At 37.7% G+C, this 18,094-nt stretch carries 15 protein-coding genes; 9 read left to right on the top strand and 6 right to left on the bottom strand.

The features are described 5' to 3' along the window. Nucleotides 1-557 precede the first annotated feature (557 nt). The 5 genes from DBR39_RS12010 to DBR39_RS11990 form a co-directional block, all read right to left on the bottom strand. A complete protein-coding gene (locus DBR39_RS12010) occupies nucleotides 558-2,768 on the bottom strand; it encodes a glycoside hydrolase family 3 C-terminal domain-containing protein (protein ID WP_410494259.1) in 2,211 nt (736 codons plus the stop codon). A 301-nt stretch (nucleotides 2,769-3,069) separates the two neighbouring features. Continuing rightward, nucleotides 3,070-3,879 (bottom strand): methionine ABC transporter substrate-binding lipoprotein MetQ, encoded by an 810-nt coding sequence (metQ, locus tag DBR39_RS12005; RefSeq protein WP_124533383.1) that lies wholly within the window; start codon nucleotides 3,877-3,879, stop codon nucleotides 3,070-3,072. Between the two features lie 103 nt (nucleotides 3,880-3,982). Then, nucleotides 3,983-4,639, bottom strand: a complete 657-nt coding sequence (metI, locus tag DBR39_RS12000; RefSeq protein ID WP_103234640.1) for a methionine ABC transporter permease MetI — start codon at nucleotides 4,637-4,639, stop codon at nucleotides 3,983-3,985. Continuing rightward, nucleotides 4,632-5,660, bottom strand: a complete 1,029-nt coding sequence (locus DBR39_RS11995) for a methionine ABC transporter ATP-binding protein (protein WP_124533381.1) — start codon at nucleotides 5,658-5,660, stop codon at nucleotides 4,632-4,634. Before DBR39_RS11995 ends, metI begins: the two co-directional genes overlap by 8 nt. Before the next feature lie 18 nt (nucleotides 5,661-5,678). Beyond that, a complete protein-coding gene (locus DBR39_RS11990) occupies nucleotides 5,679-6,674 on the bottom strand; it encodes an EamA family transporter (RefSeq protein ID WP_124533379.1) in 996 nt (331 codons plus the stop codon). Between the two features lie 838 nt (nucleotides 6,675-7,512). On the opposite strand from DBR39_RS11990, the gene DBR39_RS11985 reads away from it, so the two are divergent. The 9 genes from DBR39_RS11985 (at nucleotide 7,513) to DBR39_RS11945 (ending at nucleotide 17,250) form a co-directional block, all read left to right on the top strand. Further along, nucleotides 7,513-7,809 (top strand): GNAT family N-acetyltransferase, encoded by a 297-nt coding sequence (locus tag DBR39_RS11985; RefSeq protein ID WP_124533377.1) that lies wholly within the window; start codon nucleotides 7,513-7,515, stop codon nucleotides 7,807-7,809. A 211-nt stretch (nucleotides 7,810-8,020) separates the two neighbouring features. Continuing rightward, the gene (locus DBR39_RS11980; RefSeq protein ID WP_124533375.1) at nucleotides 8,021-8,974 is read left to right on the top strand and encodes a VOC family protein; all 954 of its coding nucleotides are present in this window, start codon (nucleotides 8,021-8,023) and stop codon (nucleotides 8,972-8,974) included. A 5-nt stretch (nucleotides 8,975-8,979) separates the two neighbouring features. Beyond that, complete coding sequence (locus tag DBR39_RS11975; protein ID WP_124533373.1) at nucleotides 8,980-9,600, top strand: alpha/beta hydrolase; 621 nt, start codon at nucleotides 8,980-8,982, stop codon at nucleotides 9,598-9,600. Between the two features lie 292 nt (nucleotides 9,601-9,892). After that, the gene (locus DBR39_RS11970) at nucleotides 9,893-11,503 is read left to right on the top strand and encodes a Na+/H+ antiporter (RefSeq protein WP_124533371.1); all 1,611 of its coding nucleotides are present in this window, start codon (nucleotides 9,893-9,895) and stop codon (nucleotides 11,501-11,503) included. 198 nt (nucleotides 11,504-11,701) lie between these two features. Next, entirely contained in the window at nucleotides 11,702-12,013 is a 312-nt protein-coding gene (locus tag DBR39_RS11965) for a hypothetical protein (RefSeq protein ID WP_124533369.1), read from the top strand. Nucleotides 12,014-12,023: 10 nt separating this feature from the next. After that, nucleotides 12,024-12,608, top strand: a complete 585-nt coding sequence (locus DBR39_RS11960) for a Crp/Fnr family transcriptional regulator (protein WP_124533367.1) — start codon at nucleotides 12,024-12,026, stop codon at nucleotides 12,606-12,608. Nucleotides 12,609-13,106: 498 nt separating this feature from the next. After that, entirely contained in the window at nucleotides 13,107-13,982 is an 876-nt protein-coding gene (locus tag DBR39_RS11955) for a pirin family protein (protein ID WP_124533365.1), read from the top strand. 45 nt (nucleotides 13,983-14,027) lie between these two features. After that, complete coding sequence (locus DBR39_RS11950; RefSeq protein ID WP_124533363.1) at nucleotides 14,028-14,732, top strand: M17 family peptidase N-terminal domain-containing protein; 705 nt, start codon at nucleotides 14,028-14,030, stop codon at nucleotides 14,730-14,732. A gap of 391 nt (nucleotides 14,733-15,123) precedes the next feature. Continuing rightward, nucleotides 15,124-17,250, top strand: a complete 2,127-nt coding sequence (locus DBR39_RS11945; RefSeq protein ID WP_124533361.1) for a type IA DNA topoisomerase — start codon at nucleotides 15,124-15,126, stop codon at nucleotides 17,248-17,250. 351 nt (nucleotides 17,251-17,601) lie between these two features. Here the strand turns inward: DBR39_RS11945 and DBR39_RS11940 are convergent, their stop codons facing one another. Further along, nucleotides 17,602-18,024 carry a hypothetical protein gene (locus tag DBR39_RS11940; protein WP_124533359.1) on the bottom strand — a complete coding sequence of 141 codons (423 nt, stop codon included), beginning with the start codon at nucleotides 18,022-18,024 and terminating at the stop codon, nucleotides 17,602-17,604. Nucleotides 18,025-18,094: the final 70 nt, after the last annotated feature.

The following is an 18,094-nucleotide window of genomic DNA, read 5'->3' as shown; positions in this document are numbered from 1 at the left end:
GCAAAGTTTTATCTGAATTTCTTATTATTTTAAGGTGGCAAAGCAGGAATCAATTTCATTGATTCTTTCCAAGCGTACCTATAATGACGAAGCTTTTTAAGCAACAAAGTTGGTTTCTTTGCTCTCTTAAAAATGTGATGTTTTTTCTTTTAAACTTTGCGTTAAAAGAATATCTCTCAAAGATTTAACAAATTAAGCAAATCTCAGAAACCTTTTTAATTTCGTTGATCCTCGGGAAACTATCCAAACGTAAATTCCTAAACCATTAAGAATGTATTAAGCTGTTAAGAGTATTAAGAAAATATCTAAGATATTCATTAAGCACAGCGCTTCATTCAAATTTATTTGAACCTTAACGTTCCTTAAAAACTTAAGCCTTCTTAATGGTTTAAAAAAGCTCTCGCAGATTTAACAAATTAAGCAGATCTCAAAAATCTGTGTAATCTCTGTGCTCTGTGGAAGAAATAAAAAACAGATTCCAATCTGGAATCTGTTTAGCATTCTATCAAATAATTATAAATAGTAGAGTTTAGCACTCTTAACTTTCGCTTTTTTGTTTACTTAAGGGTAAACTTCACTTTAGTTTTAATGGCATCAGAAGAATTTCCAATCAATGCTTCAAAGTCTCCCGGTTCAGCTACCCAATCGTGTTTACCGGCATCGAAATAACTTAAAGCTGTTTTGTCGATGGTAAAAGTGACTTCTTTCTGTTCTCCAGGATTTAAATATACTTTTTCAAAACCTTTCAGTTCTTTTGCGGGACGTGGAACGGATGATTTTAAATCGCTGATATAAAGTTGAGCAACCTCAGCCCCAGCTTTTTTACCCGTATTTTTTACGGTTACTGTAAATGTAATTTTACCATTCTGTGAAATGGTTGTTTGATCCGCTTTTGCTTTCCCGAATTCAAAAGTGGTATAGCTCAATCCATGCCCGAAGCTGAATAGAGGCTTTATATTTTTGGTATCATGCCAGCGGTATCCTACAAAAACACCTTCGTTGTAAGTAATATTAATAGGATTTTTCTGATCTTTTCCTTTTCCTGCAGCCAACTCATCCTTCTGCCCCGGATACTCTCCCAACTGATGTGCTGAGTTGTCCTCAAGCTTTACCGGGAATGTAAACGGAAGTTTTCCTGAAGGGTTTGCATCACCTGCCAGAACGGAAGCGATGGAATTTCCAGCTTCAGAACCCAGATACCATGATTGTAAAACGGTTGGAACTTCTTTAATCCAAGGCATTGCCACAGCATTTCCTGAAACCAGCACAACTGCCAGGTTTTTATTGGCTTTTGCCAGAGCAGAAATCACGTGATCCTGATTGTAAGGAAGTCCATAGCTTTTTCTGTCATTTCCTTCGCTGTCCTGGAAGTCTGCTTTATTCAAACCTCCTACGAAAATCACATAATCCGATTTTTTTGCCAATTCTACAGCTTCATTCAGCAGCTCAGCTTCAGAACGGGTATCTTTTAAATCCTGTCCTGATTTTACCCCGTTATATTCACCTCCGATATCTCCTACATAACCTCTTGCATACTGTACATCAGCCTGTTTTCCAAATCTGGACTTGATACCGTCCAAAGGAAGAGTTTCATATTTTACTTTTAATGATGAAGAACCTCCACCAACAGTCATGATCTTAATGGCATTTTCACCGATAACGGCGATTTTTTTAGCCTTATTAATATCAATTGGAAGAACATTCCCCTGGTTTTTTAATAAAACAATCCCTTCTTCTCCAATTTCCTTTGCTACTGCTTTATGATCTTCAGAAGCAATATTTCCGAAAGGCTTGTTGCGGTTCATCGTTGTTTTATAGGCAAGACGAAGTAATCTTGTTACTTTATCATCCAGTTCTTTGGTATCTGCTTTTCCTGCTTTAATCAAATCAAGATAAGGTTTTGCCAGATAATAATTGTCGTAAGCATTTTTAGTTCCCGCAGAAAGTCCGTTGGTCCATGATCCGAATTCAAGATCAAGACCGTTATGAATGGCCTGTTCCGTATTGTTTACAGCACCCCAGTCAGAAACTACAACGCCTTTATAATTCCATTCTTTCTTTAAAATATCATTTAAAAGATATTGATTCTGGCTGGCATATTGACCTTTATACATGTCGTAAGCACCCATAATCGTCCATGAATCACCTTCTGTTACCGCTGCTTTAAAAGGCGGAAGGTAGATTTCATAAAGTGTTCTGTCATCCACATTCACATTGCTGGTATGACGGAACATTTCCTGGTTATTCAGGGCAAAATGTTTCACGGAAGTTGCCACACCATTAGATTGTACCCCTTTAATATAAGGGACCACCATTTTTGAAGTCAGATAGGGGTCTTCCCCCATATATTCGAAGTTTCTTCCGTTCAGTGGAGTTCTGTAAATATTCACTCCAGGTCCCAGAAGAATATCTTTTTTTCTGTAACGTGCTTCTTCACCCAAAGCCTTACCATAGTTCCATGACATTTTTTTATTCCATGTTGCGGATAATGCAGTAAGAGCAGGGTAGGCGATAATAGAGTCATTGGTCCATCCGGCCTGATCCCATTCGTCCCACATTACTTCAGGACGTACCCCGTGAGGACCATCAGTTGTCCAGAATTCCGGAATACCCAATCTTGGAACACCCGGCGAACTGAATTTCGACTGTGCGTGAAGCATCGCCACTTTCTCCTCCAGTGTCATTTTGGACAAAGCATCCTGAATACGCTGTTCCACAGGTTTTGATTCATCTAAATAAATGGGTAGAGTAGTATTGGTCTGAGCCATATAAGAAGCAGAAATAAAGGTGAATAAACTTATAATGACGGTTTTCTTTAACATAATGCCTTTCTATTTGATTAAAAGCAAAAGTAAAGAAAATTTTTATTATCTCAAATTGAGAAAATAAAAAATTAGGATATAAAAAACTGCCTGCTTATTTGCAGACAGCTGATTTTAATATTTTTATTGGTAAAGGTGAAAAAATTGAGGAGAAGCTTACAAGTGAAAAAGTAAAATCCGAATCTGGAAAACTCGTATCCCGAATCCCGAATTTCAAAAGGCTCTCACTCTCAAACCCTCTCACTCATCAATCCCATCCCTTCACCGCTCCACCTTTGAAGATTTCTTTCGCTTTCTTTTCTACTTCCGGAGACTCGTATGCTTTGACAAAATTTTTAACTTTTTGACTGTTCTTATTGTCCGGTCTGGCAACAATTACATTCACGTAAGGAGAATCTTTATCTTCAACAAGGATGCCCTGTTTTTCCTGATCTAAACCGGCCTGGGCAGCAAAATTATTATTGATGATCCCTACAACAACATCTCTGTCTTCTAAAACTCTTGGAATCTGAGCCCCTTCAATCTCCATAATTTTCAGCTCTTTTGGGTTTTCTGTTATATCTGTGACTTTTGGAAGAAGCCCGACATTTGCTTTTAATTTCAACAAGCCTCCTTTCTGAAGAAGAAGTAAAGATCGACCTCCATTGGTAGGGTCATTGGGAATAACAACAGTGCTGCCGTTCTGCAGTTCACTGATGTTTTTAATCTTTTTTGAATACGCTACAATAGGGTAGACAAATGTATTTCCTACAGGTACGAGATTATAGTTTCTCTGTTTTGACTGTTCAGTTAAATAAGGGATATGCTGAAAGGCATTGGCATCAATATCACCATTCGTCAAGGCTTCATTGGGAACTACATAATCATTGAAAGGAATAAGCTCCACTTCCAGATTATATTTCTCCTTCGCTACTTTTTTAGCTACTTCAGCAATTTCCTGTTCTGGTCCATAAGTAATTCCTACACGGATAAAATTCGGGTCATCTTTTCTCCCTGAACAGGCTGTGAACAGTAATAGTCCAGCCGTTAATAAACCAAAAATCTTTATCTTTTTCATTCTTTATTATATTTAAATGATATTGAGAGGATGAAGTGTGAAAAGATGAGTGAAGGTACTCTGATACACTCAAACTCTCAAACCCTCTGACACTCCAACTCAACTACCTGTGATCAAACCTTTTTGACAATCTGTCTCCCATGAATTGGATGATGAAGACCAAAAGCACAAGCAGGATCAATACTGTATTCATAATAACAATATCGTAACCTATATATCCGTACTGGTACCCAACCTGTCCGAGTCCTCCGGCACCTACAGCACCTCCCATCGCAGAATATCCTACAAGCGTGATCAAAGTGATCGTAGCATTGTTGATTAATGAAGGTAAAGCTTCAGGAAGCAATACTTTTCTGATAATTTGTAACGGAGAAGCACCTAAAGCTCTTGCAGTTTCTATAAGCCCCTGAGGAACCTCAATAAGACTGTTCTCTACAAGTCTTGCAATAAACGGAGCAGCTCCAACACTTAATGGAACCAGGGCAGCATTCACTCCAATAGAAGTTCCTGCCAAAATTCTGGTGAAAGGGATCATCCATACGATCAGGATAATAAAAGGGATCGCACGGAAAATATTAACCAAAATAGATAATCCTCTATGATAGAATGTATTTTCCAGCAGTTGTCCTTTTCTGGTTAAAAAAAGCATAATCCCAACCGGAAGGCCGAGCACAAATCCAAAAAATCCGGAGAGAAATGTCATATAAACTGTTTCCCAGGTTCCTTTTGCCAAAAGGGCAATTACCGTATCACTAAGCATATCCTTTTACTGTATTTTGAATTTTATTTTGGTTGAAATAATAGATCGCCTGCTGGTTTTCTTCTGTCTTCCCCTGAAGGTGCAGCAGAAGCTTACCAAAATTGGAATTTCCGAAATATTCTACGTCAGCCTTTAAAAGCTTGTAAGGGATTTTATATTGGTTATACAGAGCTGAAAGAATTTGTTCAACACTGATGTTTTCGTTAAGTTCTATTTCGACCAACGGAAATAAACCATCTTTTGGCTCTTTCTGCAGTCTGTTACTGAGTTCCTGTGGCAGGGTCATGATGTCTGAATTGATGAACTGGCGGATGATTGGATGTTCTCTATCCGAAATAATCTCGCTTAAAGTTCCTTTTGTTAATAATTTTCCTTTGTCGATCACTGCAACATGGTTACAGACCGACTTGATCACTTCCATTTCGTGGGTAATTAAAAGGATGGTAATTCCCAGTCTCTGATTGATATCTCTTAAAAGCTGCAGAATAGATTGCGTTGTCGCAGGGTCCAGTGCGCTGGTTGCTTCGTCACAAAGCAGAAGGTGAGGATCATTGGCCAGAGCCCTTGCAATGGCAACTCTCTGTTTTTGTCCTCCCGAAAGGCTTCTCGGATAATCATTGGCTTTTTCTTCAAGCCCTACGATTTTCAGCAGTTCATTCACTTTTCTGTTGATCTCATCCTTACTCGTATGATCCAGCTCCAATGGAAGGGCTATATTATCAAAAACAGTTCTCGAAGAAAGAAGGTTGAAATGCTGGAAGATCATTCCTATTTTTTTGCGTTCTTCAGCAAGCTGTTTGGAACCCAGTTTGGTAAAATCTTTTCCATTAATAATAATCTGTCCTTCATCCGGTCTTTCCAATAAATTGACCGTACGGATAAGGGTACTTTTTCCTGCACCCGAAAACCCGATAATTCCTACGATATCTCCTTTCTCTATAGTAAGACTCACCTTATCCAGTGCTTTAAATGACTGTTTTTTCTGGTGAAATGTCTTTGATATGTTTCTGATTTCTATCATTCTGATTTTATATACTGTTTAAATAGGCTGATAGCGTTTGCCTGTTCTGTTTAAAAATCTCCTTACTCTTCTGATTTTGACCTTCGACCGTTTGGAAAGTTTGAAATACTTGGTCACATTCGTGAGAAGTACTCCCAGCAATATGATGAATAAACCATACAGCTGACCTCCATTGATACTTTGATGAGCAACAATCCAGCCAGCAATAACCGTTACAATAGGGTTGATGTAGGTATGGGTGCTTACCAAGGCGGCGGGCTTCACGGACAAGAGCCAAATGTACGACAAATAAGCGATTATTGATCCAAAGAAAATCAAAAACAGAACCCCAAACCATGCCGATAATGGAACCGCAGAAACCGAAAAACCAGTCCATTCTTTTCTTAAAAAAGCGATTAGAAAAGAGGCTAATCCCGCTACTATAAGCTGTTGCGCAATATTCATAAAAGTAGATTGTGAAGCCGGATTTTTCTTTGAATATAAAGAACCCAATACCCATGCTATGGAACTTAATCCCAGTACTACAAAAGCTGTAATGCGAAGATTTCCATTAGTGACTGCATGGGCGTTCGAGTTTACACTTCCTTTCAAAAAGAATACTAATCCTACAAATCCGAGTGCCAATCCGATCGGAATAAATTTATCTGAAAAATAATATTTCCAGTTTTTTCTGTCGATGGCGATGAACCAGAACGGGCCGGTTGCAATAGAAATTGCCGCTTCAGAAGCCGTTACATATTGTTCGCCCCAGGCTACAAGCCCTGTTCCTCCGGTAAGGATAAGAATCCCGGTGATTGCATTTTTTTTCCAGTTGATCAGAGAACTTGCTTTTTCTCCTTTAGACAGAAGATATCCTATTATCAGAATTCCGGCAACCAGAAATCTTAATCCGGAAAGAATGAATGGCGGAAAACCTTTTAAGCCAAATGATATAGCTAAAAACGTAATTCCCCAAATCACATAGATGTTTGTAAACGCTAATGGAATTACCCATTTGTTTTTAGAATTGCTCATTTTTATGTTATTAATGTTGTTCGTTTTCAATAAAAAAAGGCCCTACACGTGGTAGGGCCTTAAAAAATATGTCATATAAAAGTAAGGTCAACCACAATATTCTTGATGCACAGGCATACAGAAAGCCATCATCATATTTTTGATGGTATGTTTCTTAATTAAATTATTTTTGAATTCTGCCTTCATTTTGTTTTATTTCCTGAATACGTTTGCAAATATATAATATAATTTTAATTAGTCCACTAAAAAAGTAGACTTTTTAAATATTAAATTATTGTTAATGGATTAATGTGTTTTAAATCAATTAATTATAAAATTTATTTTTTTCTTTATTTAAAAAAAATCACAATGTTTTCATACTTTTTATTCCAAATAATGCTCAAATTACATCATAATTGATGTTGTGAAAAACATAATATAAATTGAAAATTTTGAGAATTGTATAAAGGTGTATTTGCGATTTATGTAAGGGTATATTAAAAGATGTTTGCGGAAACGGAGTTCTACATTTATTAAACTAGTTAAATGCATAGGATTTCTGGTCAATGTAATTTAGCATCAAAATTAAAAGACATGGACAATAGAATATTAGGTCTGCATCATATAGAAGAAGCACTTCCGAACTTATCATAGATCATCGGTCAGCTCTGATAAAGATGCTAATTTTGAATAAAGATTTAAATGTAAAGAATTAAAAGTACGCAAACTTATTTTAGGTAATTATAGCAGAGCGCTTCATTGAATCAACTTGTTGATTCAAATCTTAGCCAACTTAAAATATACTTGATTATCATTAAGACTTTGCGTTTAAAAAAATACTATTTAATAAAAAATAAAAATGGAAAGAACAGAAATAGTTTTAGAAGGAAGAAAAGGAGAAATCCAGCTTTTCTCAGACGATCATAAAGCAGGTAAAATGGATATTTCAGTCATTGGAAAAAAACTGACTGTATACCATACCGAAGTGAATCCGGAATATGAGGGGAAAGGCTTTGCCAAAATTTTATTGGAAAGACTGGTTTTCTATGCAAGAGAAAATGATTTGAAAATTGCACCATTGTGTCCATATGTTCACGCTCAGTTCAAACGCCACCCGGAAGAATATAATGATGTGTGGCTGAAGGAAGGGATATAGTGAGTTTGAGAGTCCGGTTTCGGGATGCGGGTTTTCGAGATTCGAGTTTGAGATTCGGAAAGTAAGAGAGTTTGGGAGTCTTGAGCTAAAAAACAGAAGTGGAAGACAAAAGATGAATAAAGTTACTCTTGAATGTATCAACTCAAATTCCGAACCCCGAACCCCGAAATCTCGTTTCCCATCATAATAACCAATTAATAATTTCAACACAATGAAACTTATCACAGGACTGCATCACGTTACGGCAATTACCGGCAATGCACAGGAAAATATAGACTTTTATACCGGAGTTCTAGGACTTCGGTTAGTGAAAAAAACGGTCAATTTCGATTACTCAGATGTTTATCATTTTTATTTTGGGGACGAATACGGAACACCGGGAACGATTATGACTACTTTTCCATATGGTAAAGACCTTATCAATGGAAGACATGGTAAAGGCATGCTCAATACTACTGCTTTTTCAGTTTCATTGGATGCCCTGGATTATTGGATGAACCGTCTGGGACAGTTTAATATTCCTTTTAAACAGCCACAGCAAAGACTTTCTGATGAAGTTTTCATTTATCTTGAAGATTTTGACGGATTGGGACTTGAATTGGTTTTTAATGATAGAGACGAAAGAAAAGGATATTATAACGGCTATATTCCAAAAGATTATGCCATAAAAGGAATTCATCACGTGGAAATCTGGCAGGATGCTTATGAAAGAACAGCCGCTCTTCTGACGACTCAGATGGATCATAAAGTGATCAAAGAAAGCCCTGATAGATTAAGATTGGGAACAGACAATATGCCGGGGAAATATGTCGATCTGCTGTCTACTCCTAATGCATTGAAAGGATTAGCGGGAAGAGGTACCTTTCATCATGTGGCTTTTGCCACTCCCGATGCAGAATCTCAGCTTGAAATGGTAAAGAGATTAAATGCATATGGGCTGGAACATACCGAAGTGAAAGACAGAAAATATTTTACTTCCGTATATTTTAAAGAGCCGGGAGGTGTTTTGTTTGAAATTGCAACTTCCGGTCCCGGGTTCGATGTAGATGAAGAAGCAGCATTTTTAGGGGAAGATCTGATGCTGCCACTGCAGTTTGAAAAAAGAAGAGAACGTCTTATTGAAGTTCTTCCCAAAATCAATTATCCAACAGAAAAATTCAGATAGAAATAATGAGTCATATTGTAAATATAAAAACAGCAGGAATACCATTAAAGCAGGCAGAAAAAGCTTTGATTATGATTCATGGACGTGGAGGAAGTGCTCAGGATATTTTGAGTTTATCCCAACAACTGAATGTAAAAGAGTATGCGTTATTAGCCCCACAGGCTTTGAATCACACCTGGTATCCTTTTTCATTTATAGCTCCGGTGGAACAAAACGAACCGTGGCTGTCTTCAGCCCTTGAAATGGTTGAAGAAACAGTAAAAGCCGTTATCAATGCAGGAATTAAACCTGAAAATATATACTTTTTCGGATTTTCTCAGGGAGCCTGTCTTACGCTTGAATTTTTGGCCCGTAATGCTCAGAAATTCGGTGGAGCAGCTGCCATTATCGGTGGAGTAATAGGAGATAAGATTAATCGTGAAAATTACAAAGGAGACTTTGCCGGAACCCCTGTTTTTCTGGGAACCAGCAACCCTGATTTTCATGTTCCCATAGAAAGGGTATACGCTACAGCCAATATTTTGAGAGAAATGAATGCTGACGTAACCGAAAAAGTTTATGCCAATTTTGGACATTCTATTAATACAGAAGAAATTGAATTGGCCAACTCAATACTATTTAAATAGATAATGTAACCACAAAAGTCACAAAAGATTTGATAAGTTAATATTGAACTTTATATAATATTTTATCAGACTTTCTTAAATATTTTAAAATAAAAACTTTGTGACTTTTGTGGTTAAACTTTTTATAGTTGGGATTTAAAAATTCTTAAAACAAAGGCAACGAACATTCAATAGCGGTGGGCTTTAGCCCACCTAATAATATAAATCATTCAATGGCTTTAGCCAAAAACCTAAATAATCCAGAATCTAAAACCTAACTTCTAACCTCTAATTTCTAACTACTAAAAAAAACATGCACGAACAACTCCTTTTAATCCTGGGACTTTTATTACTCGTTATGATGCTGGTGATGCTGGCACAGCGGATCAAAATTGCTTATCCTATTTTTCTTGTGCTTGCCGGATTAGGAATCAGTATTATTCCCGGAGTACCCGTTTTAAAGCTGGATCCGGAGATTATATTTTTAATTTTTCTCCCCCCTCTTTTATATGAAGCGGCCTGGTATACCTCATGGAATGATTTCTGGAAATGGAAACGCCCCATCAGCCTGCTGGCCTTCGGTCTGGTATTTCTGACATCTTTGGTGGTAGCGTATACTTCACAAATGCTCATTCCTGGTTTTACACTGGCATTAGGGTTTTTATTGGGAGGAATTGTTTCACCGCCGGATGCCGTAGCGGCTGCTACCGTCTTAAAAGGTTTGAAAGTTCCTAAACGAACCCTTGCCATCCTGGAAGGAGAAAGTTTGATTAATGATGCTTCTTCCCTGATAGTTTTCAGATTTGCTCTGGCGGCAGTAATGACAGGAGCTTTTTCAATGCATGAAGCGACAGGTCAGTTTTTTCTTGTAGCGGGGATGGGAATTGTTGTTGGGATTGTAGGAGCTCATATCTTCTATGCCATTCACCGTTTTTTACCTACAACACCGGCTATTGATGCAGCACTTACAGTGATGACTCCTTATATTCTGTTTCTTTCTGCAGAACATTTTCATTTTTCGGGAGTAATGGCCGTAGTGAGCGGAGGATTGTTTATGTCTTTCCGTGCTCATGAAATTTTCAAAACAGGAACCACAAGAATCAATATGACAGGAGTCTGGAACACCATGATTTTTGTAATGAACGCATTGGTTTTTGTATTAATAGGTCTTGAACTTCCGGATATCATCAATGGACTGGGGGAAACTTCATTAATGGATGGAATCAAATATGGTTTAATAATAAGTCTGATCGTCATTGCGGTACGTCTGTTATGGATCTATCCCGTGGCTCATCTTCCAAGATGGTTCAGTGAAAAAGCCCGGCGTGACCCCAACCCGGGATGGAAAAATCCTTTGATCATAGGCTGGGCAGGAATGAGAGGAGTTGTTTCTCTCGCAACAGCTTTGTCGATTCCGGTAATGATGAACTCACAAGCAGAGTTTCCGATGAGAAATCTGATCATTTTTATCACATTTGTGGTCATTTTTGTGACCCTGGTATTTCAGGGACTGACATTGCCTTTGGTGATTAAATTAATCAAGATCGGGGAGATAGACCCTATCCTTCCTTCCCATGAGCAGCAGGCTGGAATTCAGATGAGGCTGGATAAGCTTGCCGTCCATAAACTTGATAAAGAATACAATGAAACGGTGAACGGCAATAGTCTGCTTGAGAATCTTAAAAAGGCACTGGAAAGTGATATCCAGCTTCACCAGAATCATTTAAGTTCTATTGAAATGTGCACCAACAGAATGAACGATATGGCAGAATATCATAAAGTGATGCTGGATATATTTGCCTTGCAGAGAAAAGAACTGTTTAAAATGAAACGCGAAAAACTTTTCAGTGATGACGAAATCCGAAAAGCAGAATCACAGCTCGACCTGAATGAACTGAAAATTACAGGGAATAAGCATTTGTAGGATGGGTTCGGGAGGCGAGTTTCGAGGTGTTGAGTGGGAGAGTTTGAGAGAAAGTGCGTTTGAGGGTGCGAGAGTTTGAGAGTATTAGGAGTTTGTGAGAGCGGATATGAGGTTCGGGGTACGGGGTTTCGGGATGCAGAAGATAAAAACTTTTTTTTGCCCTTTCGCTTTGAGCCAATAATATAAACATTGAACAAAATGAAAACATTACATTTTTTAGTGATTGGAAAGAACCAGGAAATTCTGGATACTTTAAAAAGAATTATAGAAAATAATGAAGGCTGGACAGCAGAAATACAAAGTGATGAGAATTTCTGTTATGAATATATAAAAGAAAATACGGTAGATATTGTCCTTTTAAGCTCTGGCTTAGAAGAAGATTTTGAGAAAGATATTAAAGTATTTTGTGCAGGATTAGATAAAGAGGTTAAAGTGATCGACCATTATGGAGGAGGAAGTGGACTTTTAAAGAATGAAGTTTACAGTCTTTTTCCTAATTTGCAGGGGTAAACTCTGCATTATGTTTGAAAATATCATCAAAAACATTACCCGATTTATCTCACTCACTTCCGAAGAAGAAAAAACTTTTACGGATTTGCTTGTCTGTCAGTCGTTTCCTAAGAAAACGGTGTTGCTAAGAGAAGGCGAAATCTGTCAGTTTGAGGGGTATATTCAAAAAGGATGTCTGAGAATGTACTGTCTGGATGATGACGGCACAGAAGTCACTTTACTGTTTGCTATAGAAGATTGGTGGATCAGTGATATTGCATCATTTCAGGAACAGAAACCTTCTAAAGTTTATATTGAAACGCTGGAAGATTCGGAGATCTATATGCTGAATCCCGCAACGAAAGAGAAATTACTGCAGGAAATCCCTAAATTCGAAAGAGTTTTCAGAATGCTGGTGCAGAGGAATTTGGCAACACTGCAGAGCCGATTGGTCAATACCATTTCCAAAACTGCAACGGACAGATATCTTGAATTCATCAAAGTATATCCTTCAATTCCGCAAAGAGTAGCACAATATTATATTGCTTCTTACCTTGGTGTTTCAAAAGAATTTGTAAGTACCATCAGAAAGCGCCTTGCTTTAAAGGAAAAGTAGAACTTTGTTATGTACAGGTCGTAAGAAATGACCTAAGAAAATGGAGCGTTAAAAAAATGAACTCTGTGAATGTTAAGAAAACTTTTATGTCTGAGTGCGGACGAAATGGTGATAATCAATATACATTGTTACCGCACGAGTTTAGAACTTTTAGAGAACAGATTTCATTTTTAGCGGAAGTTTCTTAAGTCTTGAACTTTTGGTTCATTTTGCTTCAAGGCAAAAGAACAAAAAAAATATAATCATCATAATCTCGCAGATTTTATCTTGTAAAGAATTTTATCGGAGATAAAATTCTTGCACCTTAATAAGCATTATAATACACATATTACGCCTTTCCGTTTCCCCAAAAAACAATCCAATCTAATCATACTGCCGAATACAAAATTATCCGGCATTTTTTTTTACTTCAAAGTCATTTATTAAACTAGTTAAATGTGCAGGGATTTCAGTCTCTCTAAATTTGTCCTATCAAACAAGAACAAATAACAATCTGATATGGACAGAAAAGATTTTTTAAAGAAAGGATTATTGGGAACAGGAATGTTTGTAGCATCAGCTTCTTTAGCCAGCGCTATGAAAAATGACATCGATGAGATCGAACCACTAGAACCGATCGGATACAATCATCTTCCCAATACAGAATCAAAAATAAAAGAAAACTCTGTGATTCACAGAGCTGATTCAAGAGGAAAAGCAGATCACGGATGGCTGTTGAGCCAGCACACTTTCAGTTTTGCCAATTATTATAATCCTGAAAGAATGCACTTTGGAGTGTTAAGAGTCCTGAATGATGACAAAGTAGAATCAGGAAGAGGCTTCGGAACACATCCTCACGATAATATGGAAATCATCAGCATTCCTTTAGAAGGTGACCTTGAGCACAAGGACAGCATGGGAAATACAGCAGTGATCAGAAGCGGAGATATCCAGGCAATGAGCGCAGGAACCGGAATCATGCACAGTGAATTCAACAAAAACAGTGATCAGCCTGTAAAATTCCTTCAAATCTGGATTTATCCGAAAAAGAGAAATGTTACTCCAAGATATGACCAGATCACTTTAGATAAAACAAAAGGTCGCAATCAATTTCAGCAGATTCTTTCTCCCAATGCAGATGATGAAGGAGTATGGATCCATCAGGACGCATGGTTTCACCTGGGAACTTTTGATAGGAATACAGAAACTCATTATCAGATCAGAAAAAAAGGAAACGGAGTGTATGTTTTTATCCTTAAAGGAAGCGCAGAAATAGGTGGAGAGACCATTGAAGAACGTGATGGATTCGGAGTTTGGGATATTCAGGAAATTAACATCAAAGCACTTAAAGAAGATACAGAAGTTCTTTTGATGGAAGTCCCGATGACCCTATAAGAATCATTCCAAAAAATAGAGAAACAACTAATACGATAAAAAATCATGAAAAAATTAAGCAAATTATACATCATTGGAGGGCTGCTGTTCACAACATTGATTTTCTCACAAAATACAACAGCCATCGGAACCTCTAAAACCTGGGGAATCGTAGACGGAATTTCCATGGTAGGACTGGTACAAGGTCCTTCATCAGCAGATGCTCAGCTTCAGGTAGCCTGTGTTTTTGAATATACAGAAGGAGACATCTTCAATGCTCAGGCATTACCAGCCAAGTTGAACGGATTGGTTCACTTGGATGAGGCTTTAAAAGGAGAACTGACCAATCTTAGAAAAACAGGACAATTTCAGGGACATTCTTTAGAAACTATTTTAATAACACCGCCCGCAGGATCTATGTCTGCAAAGAAATTATTATTGATAGGTTTAGGTGACCGTAATAAATTCACTCCGGATTTAATGACCTCAGTAGGTGAAGTAGCAGCCCGTGAAGCCATGAGATTAGGCGTTACCAATTTTGCCTTTGCCAGTGACCTGAAAGATGCCGGAATAAATTCTCCAACCGCCCTGATAGCTGGAAATGTAGTGAGAGGAATTGTACATGCCAACCGTTCTGAAAACTACCTGAAAGAACACAAACTTTCCACCACAAAAAAATTAGAAAAAGTATATCTTCTGGCTGGCCCTGCCTTCTTTGAAACTGCAGGCGGAGGAATTGCTGATGCCATTTCAGAAGTAAAAAAGAAATAATGAACCTAGTTTCATTACATTGTTGATTTGGCCCTCTTTTTATAAGGGGGCTTTTTTGTCTAAAAAAGAGGATTAATTTATTCAACACAAAGTTGATTTTAAATCACGGGAACATTTTAAGGTTGCTAAGAAAAAGTTGATTTGCAATCAACTGATGAAGAAAAACGTTTATTCATAAGCTTTTTAAGCAGCTTGCTGTTAATCTTAGCCTACTTAAGAATGAGTTATTTATCTTTTAAACTTTGCGTTTAAATAAATTGTTTAATATTTCACATCTTTAGAATATAAAACGTAATTTCGTCTCTTTCAGCTCCAAGCCCTTAAGCCTCAACTCAATTTGTAATGTCAAAAAAAATCCCGATTTTTGCACTCCTTCAATAAACCCGAGTTCATGAAATTATGTATTGCCGAGAAACCCAGTGTTGCCAGAGATATCGCCAAAGTATTGGGCGCTACCATGCCTAAGCAAGGCTATATGGAAGGGAACGGCTATTGCGTAACATGGACGTTCGGACATCTTTGTACTTTGAAAGAACCTCATGACTACGGTCCTCAGTTCAAATCATGGAATTTGTTTTCACTGCCGATTATTCCAAGCAGTTTTGGTATCAAGCTGATCCCGAATAAAGGTGTTGAAAATCAGTTTAAAGTGATTGAAAGATTGGTTGAGGAATGTGATGAGGTCATTAACTGTGGGGATGCCGGGCAGGAGGGAGAACTCATTCAGCGTTGGGTATTGCAGAAGGCAAAATGTAACAAACCCATCCAGCGTTTATGGATTTCTTCATTGACGGAAGAGGCTATTAAAGAAGGATTTGCGAGTTTAAAACCTGCAGAAGATTATAAAAATCTGTATTTGGCCGGAAATGCCAGAGCAATAGGAGATTGGTTATTGGGAATCAATGCCACAAGGCTTTTTACCAAGAAATTTGGAGGAAATAAAGCGGTTCTTTCCATTGGAAGGGTTCAGACCCCGACCTTGGCGATGCTGGTTCAGCGTCAGAAAGAAATTGATGCGTTTACCACTGAAGAATATTGGGAACTGAAAACCAAATACCGTGATGTCATTTTCAATGCTGCGATCGACCGTTTAAAAACGTTGGAACGGGCAGAAAAAGGACTGGAATACCTTAAAGTTAATCCATTTGAAATCGTTTCTTTCGAAATTAAAGAAGGAAAAGAAAAAAATCCACGACTTTTTGATTTGACCGGACTTCAGGTAGAGGCCAACAAAAAATATGGATATTCAGCAGAAAATACGCTGAATTATATCCAGAGCCTTTATGAAAAGAAGCACGTAACCTATCCGCGTGTTGATACCACCTATCTATCAGAAAGTTTATATCCGAAAATAGGAGGTATTCTTCAGAAAATGTATCCTTATCAGGAATTAATTGCTCCGTTATTGGAAGCTCCGATTCCAAAATCAAAAGCCGTTTTTGATGATGCAAAAGTAACGGATCACCATGCAATCATTCCTACGGAAATTCCACCTTCTCAGAATCTGAGCAGGGAAGAAAAGCTGATCTATGATCTGATTGCGAAGCGTTTTATTGCCGTATTCTATCCGGAGTGTAAAATTTCCAATACATTGGTAGAAGGAAAAGTAGGAACCATTCCTTTCAAAACCAGTGGTAGACAAGTCCTGGAACCGGGATGGAGAGCCGTTTATGCTAAAGAACCTAAAGAAGAATCTACCGACAAGGAAAAAGAGAAAGAGGAAGAACAGACCATTCCTGAATTTATTGTAGGGGAAACCGGACCACACGATCCGATGATCCACCAGGGGAAAACGACTCCTCCAAAACCTTATACCGAAGCAACGTTGCTGAGAGCCATGGAAACTGCCGGAAAACAGGTAGAGGACGAAGAACTGCGTGAAATGTTGAAAAATAACGGGATCGGAAGACCATCCACCCGTGCGAATATCATCGAAACCCTTTTCAAAAGAAAATACATCGAGAAGAAAAGGAAAAACCTCATCGCTACCCAAACCGGAATCCAGCTGATTGATACCATTGAAGACGAGTTGTTAAAGAGTCCTGAACTGACAGGAGAATGGGAATCTAAACTTCGTAAAATTGAAAAAGGGGAGTATGAAGCCAATCTCTTCAAAGAAGAACTGATTCAGATGGTTACAGAACTGACTGAGAAAGTTGTGTACGGAAAAGGAAAAGTGATTACCCTGCAGGGAGAAGAAAAAGAAGAAGTGAAGGAAAAGAAAAAAAGAGAACCTGCACAGAAAAAAGAACTTCAGTCCTGGGAAGAAACGAAATGTCCGAAATGTAAAGAGCACAATCTGATCAAAGGAAAAACAGCCGTAGGATGTTCTGATTTTAAAAATTGTGGCTTTAAAATTACCTTCGAGATTTTCGGTAAAAAATTGTCTGATAAACAGCTTTTAGATTTAGTTTTAAAAGGAAAAACATCGAAGCTGAAAGGATTTACTAGCCATCCGGAAACAATTGCAGAAGGTATTTTGACTTTAACTGACGACTTTCAGGTACAACTTAGCTAATTAATATTGAATTTAATCCAAAAATCTGCCCAATCCGCTCAATCCGTGAGAGGATAAAAATCTGTGACAAATAAATTAAAAGTTATCGTTTAGTGGAGAATACGGAATTCGAAACCATGACCTTTTGACTGCCAGTCAAAAGCGCCAGCTTTTTGTATATTAAGATTATGTTTGGATTCTTATAGCATGACAAATATAGCGTTTAATTTATTCACACAACTTGTTATTCAGTAGGAATCCAGCCTATATTTTTACAACTTTTATTCTAATAAAAATAGGACAACTGAAGACGTGAAAATTCCCCTCTTCTGAAGGGGTGGCGAAAATTCAAAGAATTTTTGACGGGGTGGTTTACCTGAACAACCTCTCATACCAACCGCCAACATCCTTCTTAATCTCCTCATGATGTTTACATAAAATCATAGCCAGTTCCAGCTCAGACCTTTCAGATTTATAAGGATTCAAAGTAAGAAATCCAAAGAAATTTCCGTCCTGATCAACGATTGCCGGAGGATAAGCTCCATAAGTATTCCATGGCGAATAGGTACTGTAGGCACTTCCATAGTTTCCATAGGTGTTCCAGATTGATTTTGAACTGAACACATTCCCGTAGTCACTAAACTTATTCCATATCGAATTTTTATCAAAATTATCACAGTTCAGACATCCCAGATACTGATCCCGGTCGGCACCTCCATATAAATGTAAAGTCTGTGCCTGAAAAATGCAGCATAAGAGAAAGCTTAAGACGATGAATACTTTTTTACAGTACATAAGATGATTACTTTATTAAATAATGATAACTACCAGAAATGAAAAGACAGATATCAACTTCCAGCCTCTC

The sequence above is a fragment of the Chryseobacterium sp. KBW03 genome (assembly GCF_003852415.1).
Taxonomy (GTDB): Bacteria; Bacteroidota; Bacteroidia; order Flavobacteriales; family Weeksellaceae; genus Chryseobacterium; species Chryseobacterium viscerum.
Note: the sequence above shows the minus strand (reverse complement) of the source record. Positions and strands in the feature narration are given on the sequence as shown.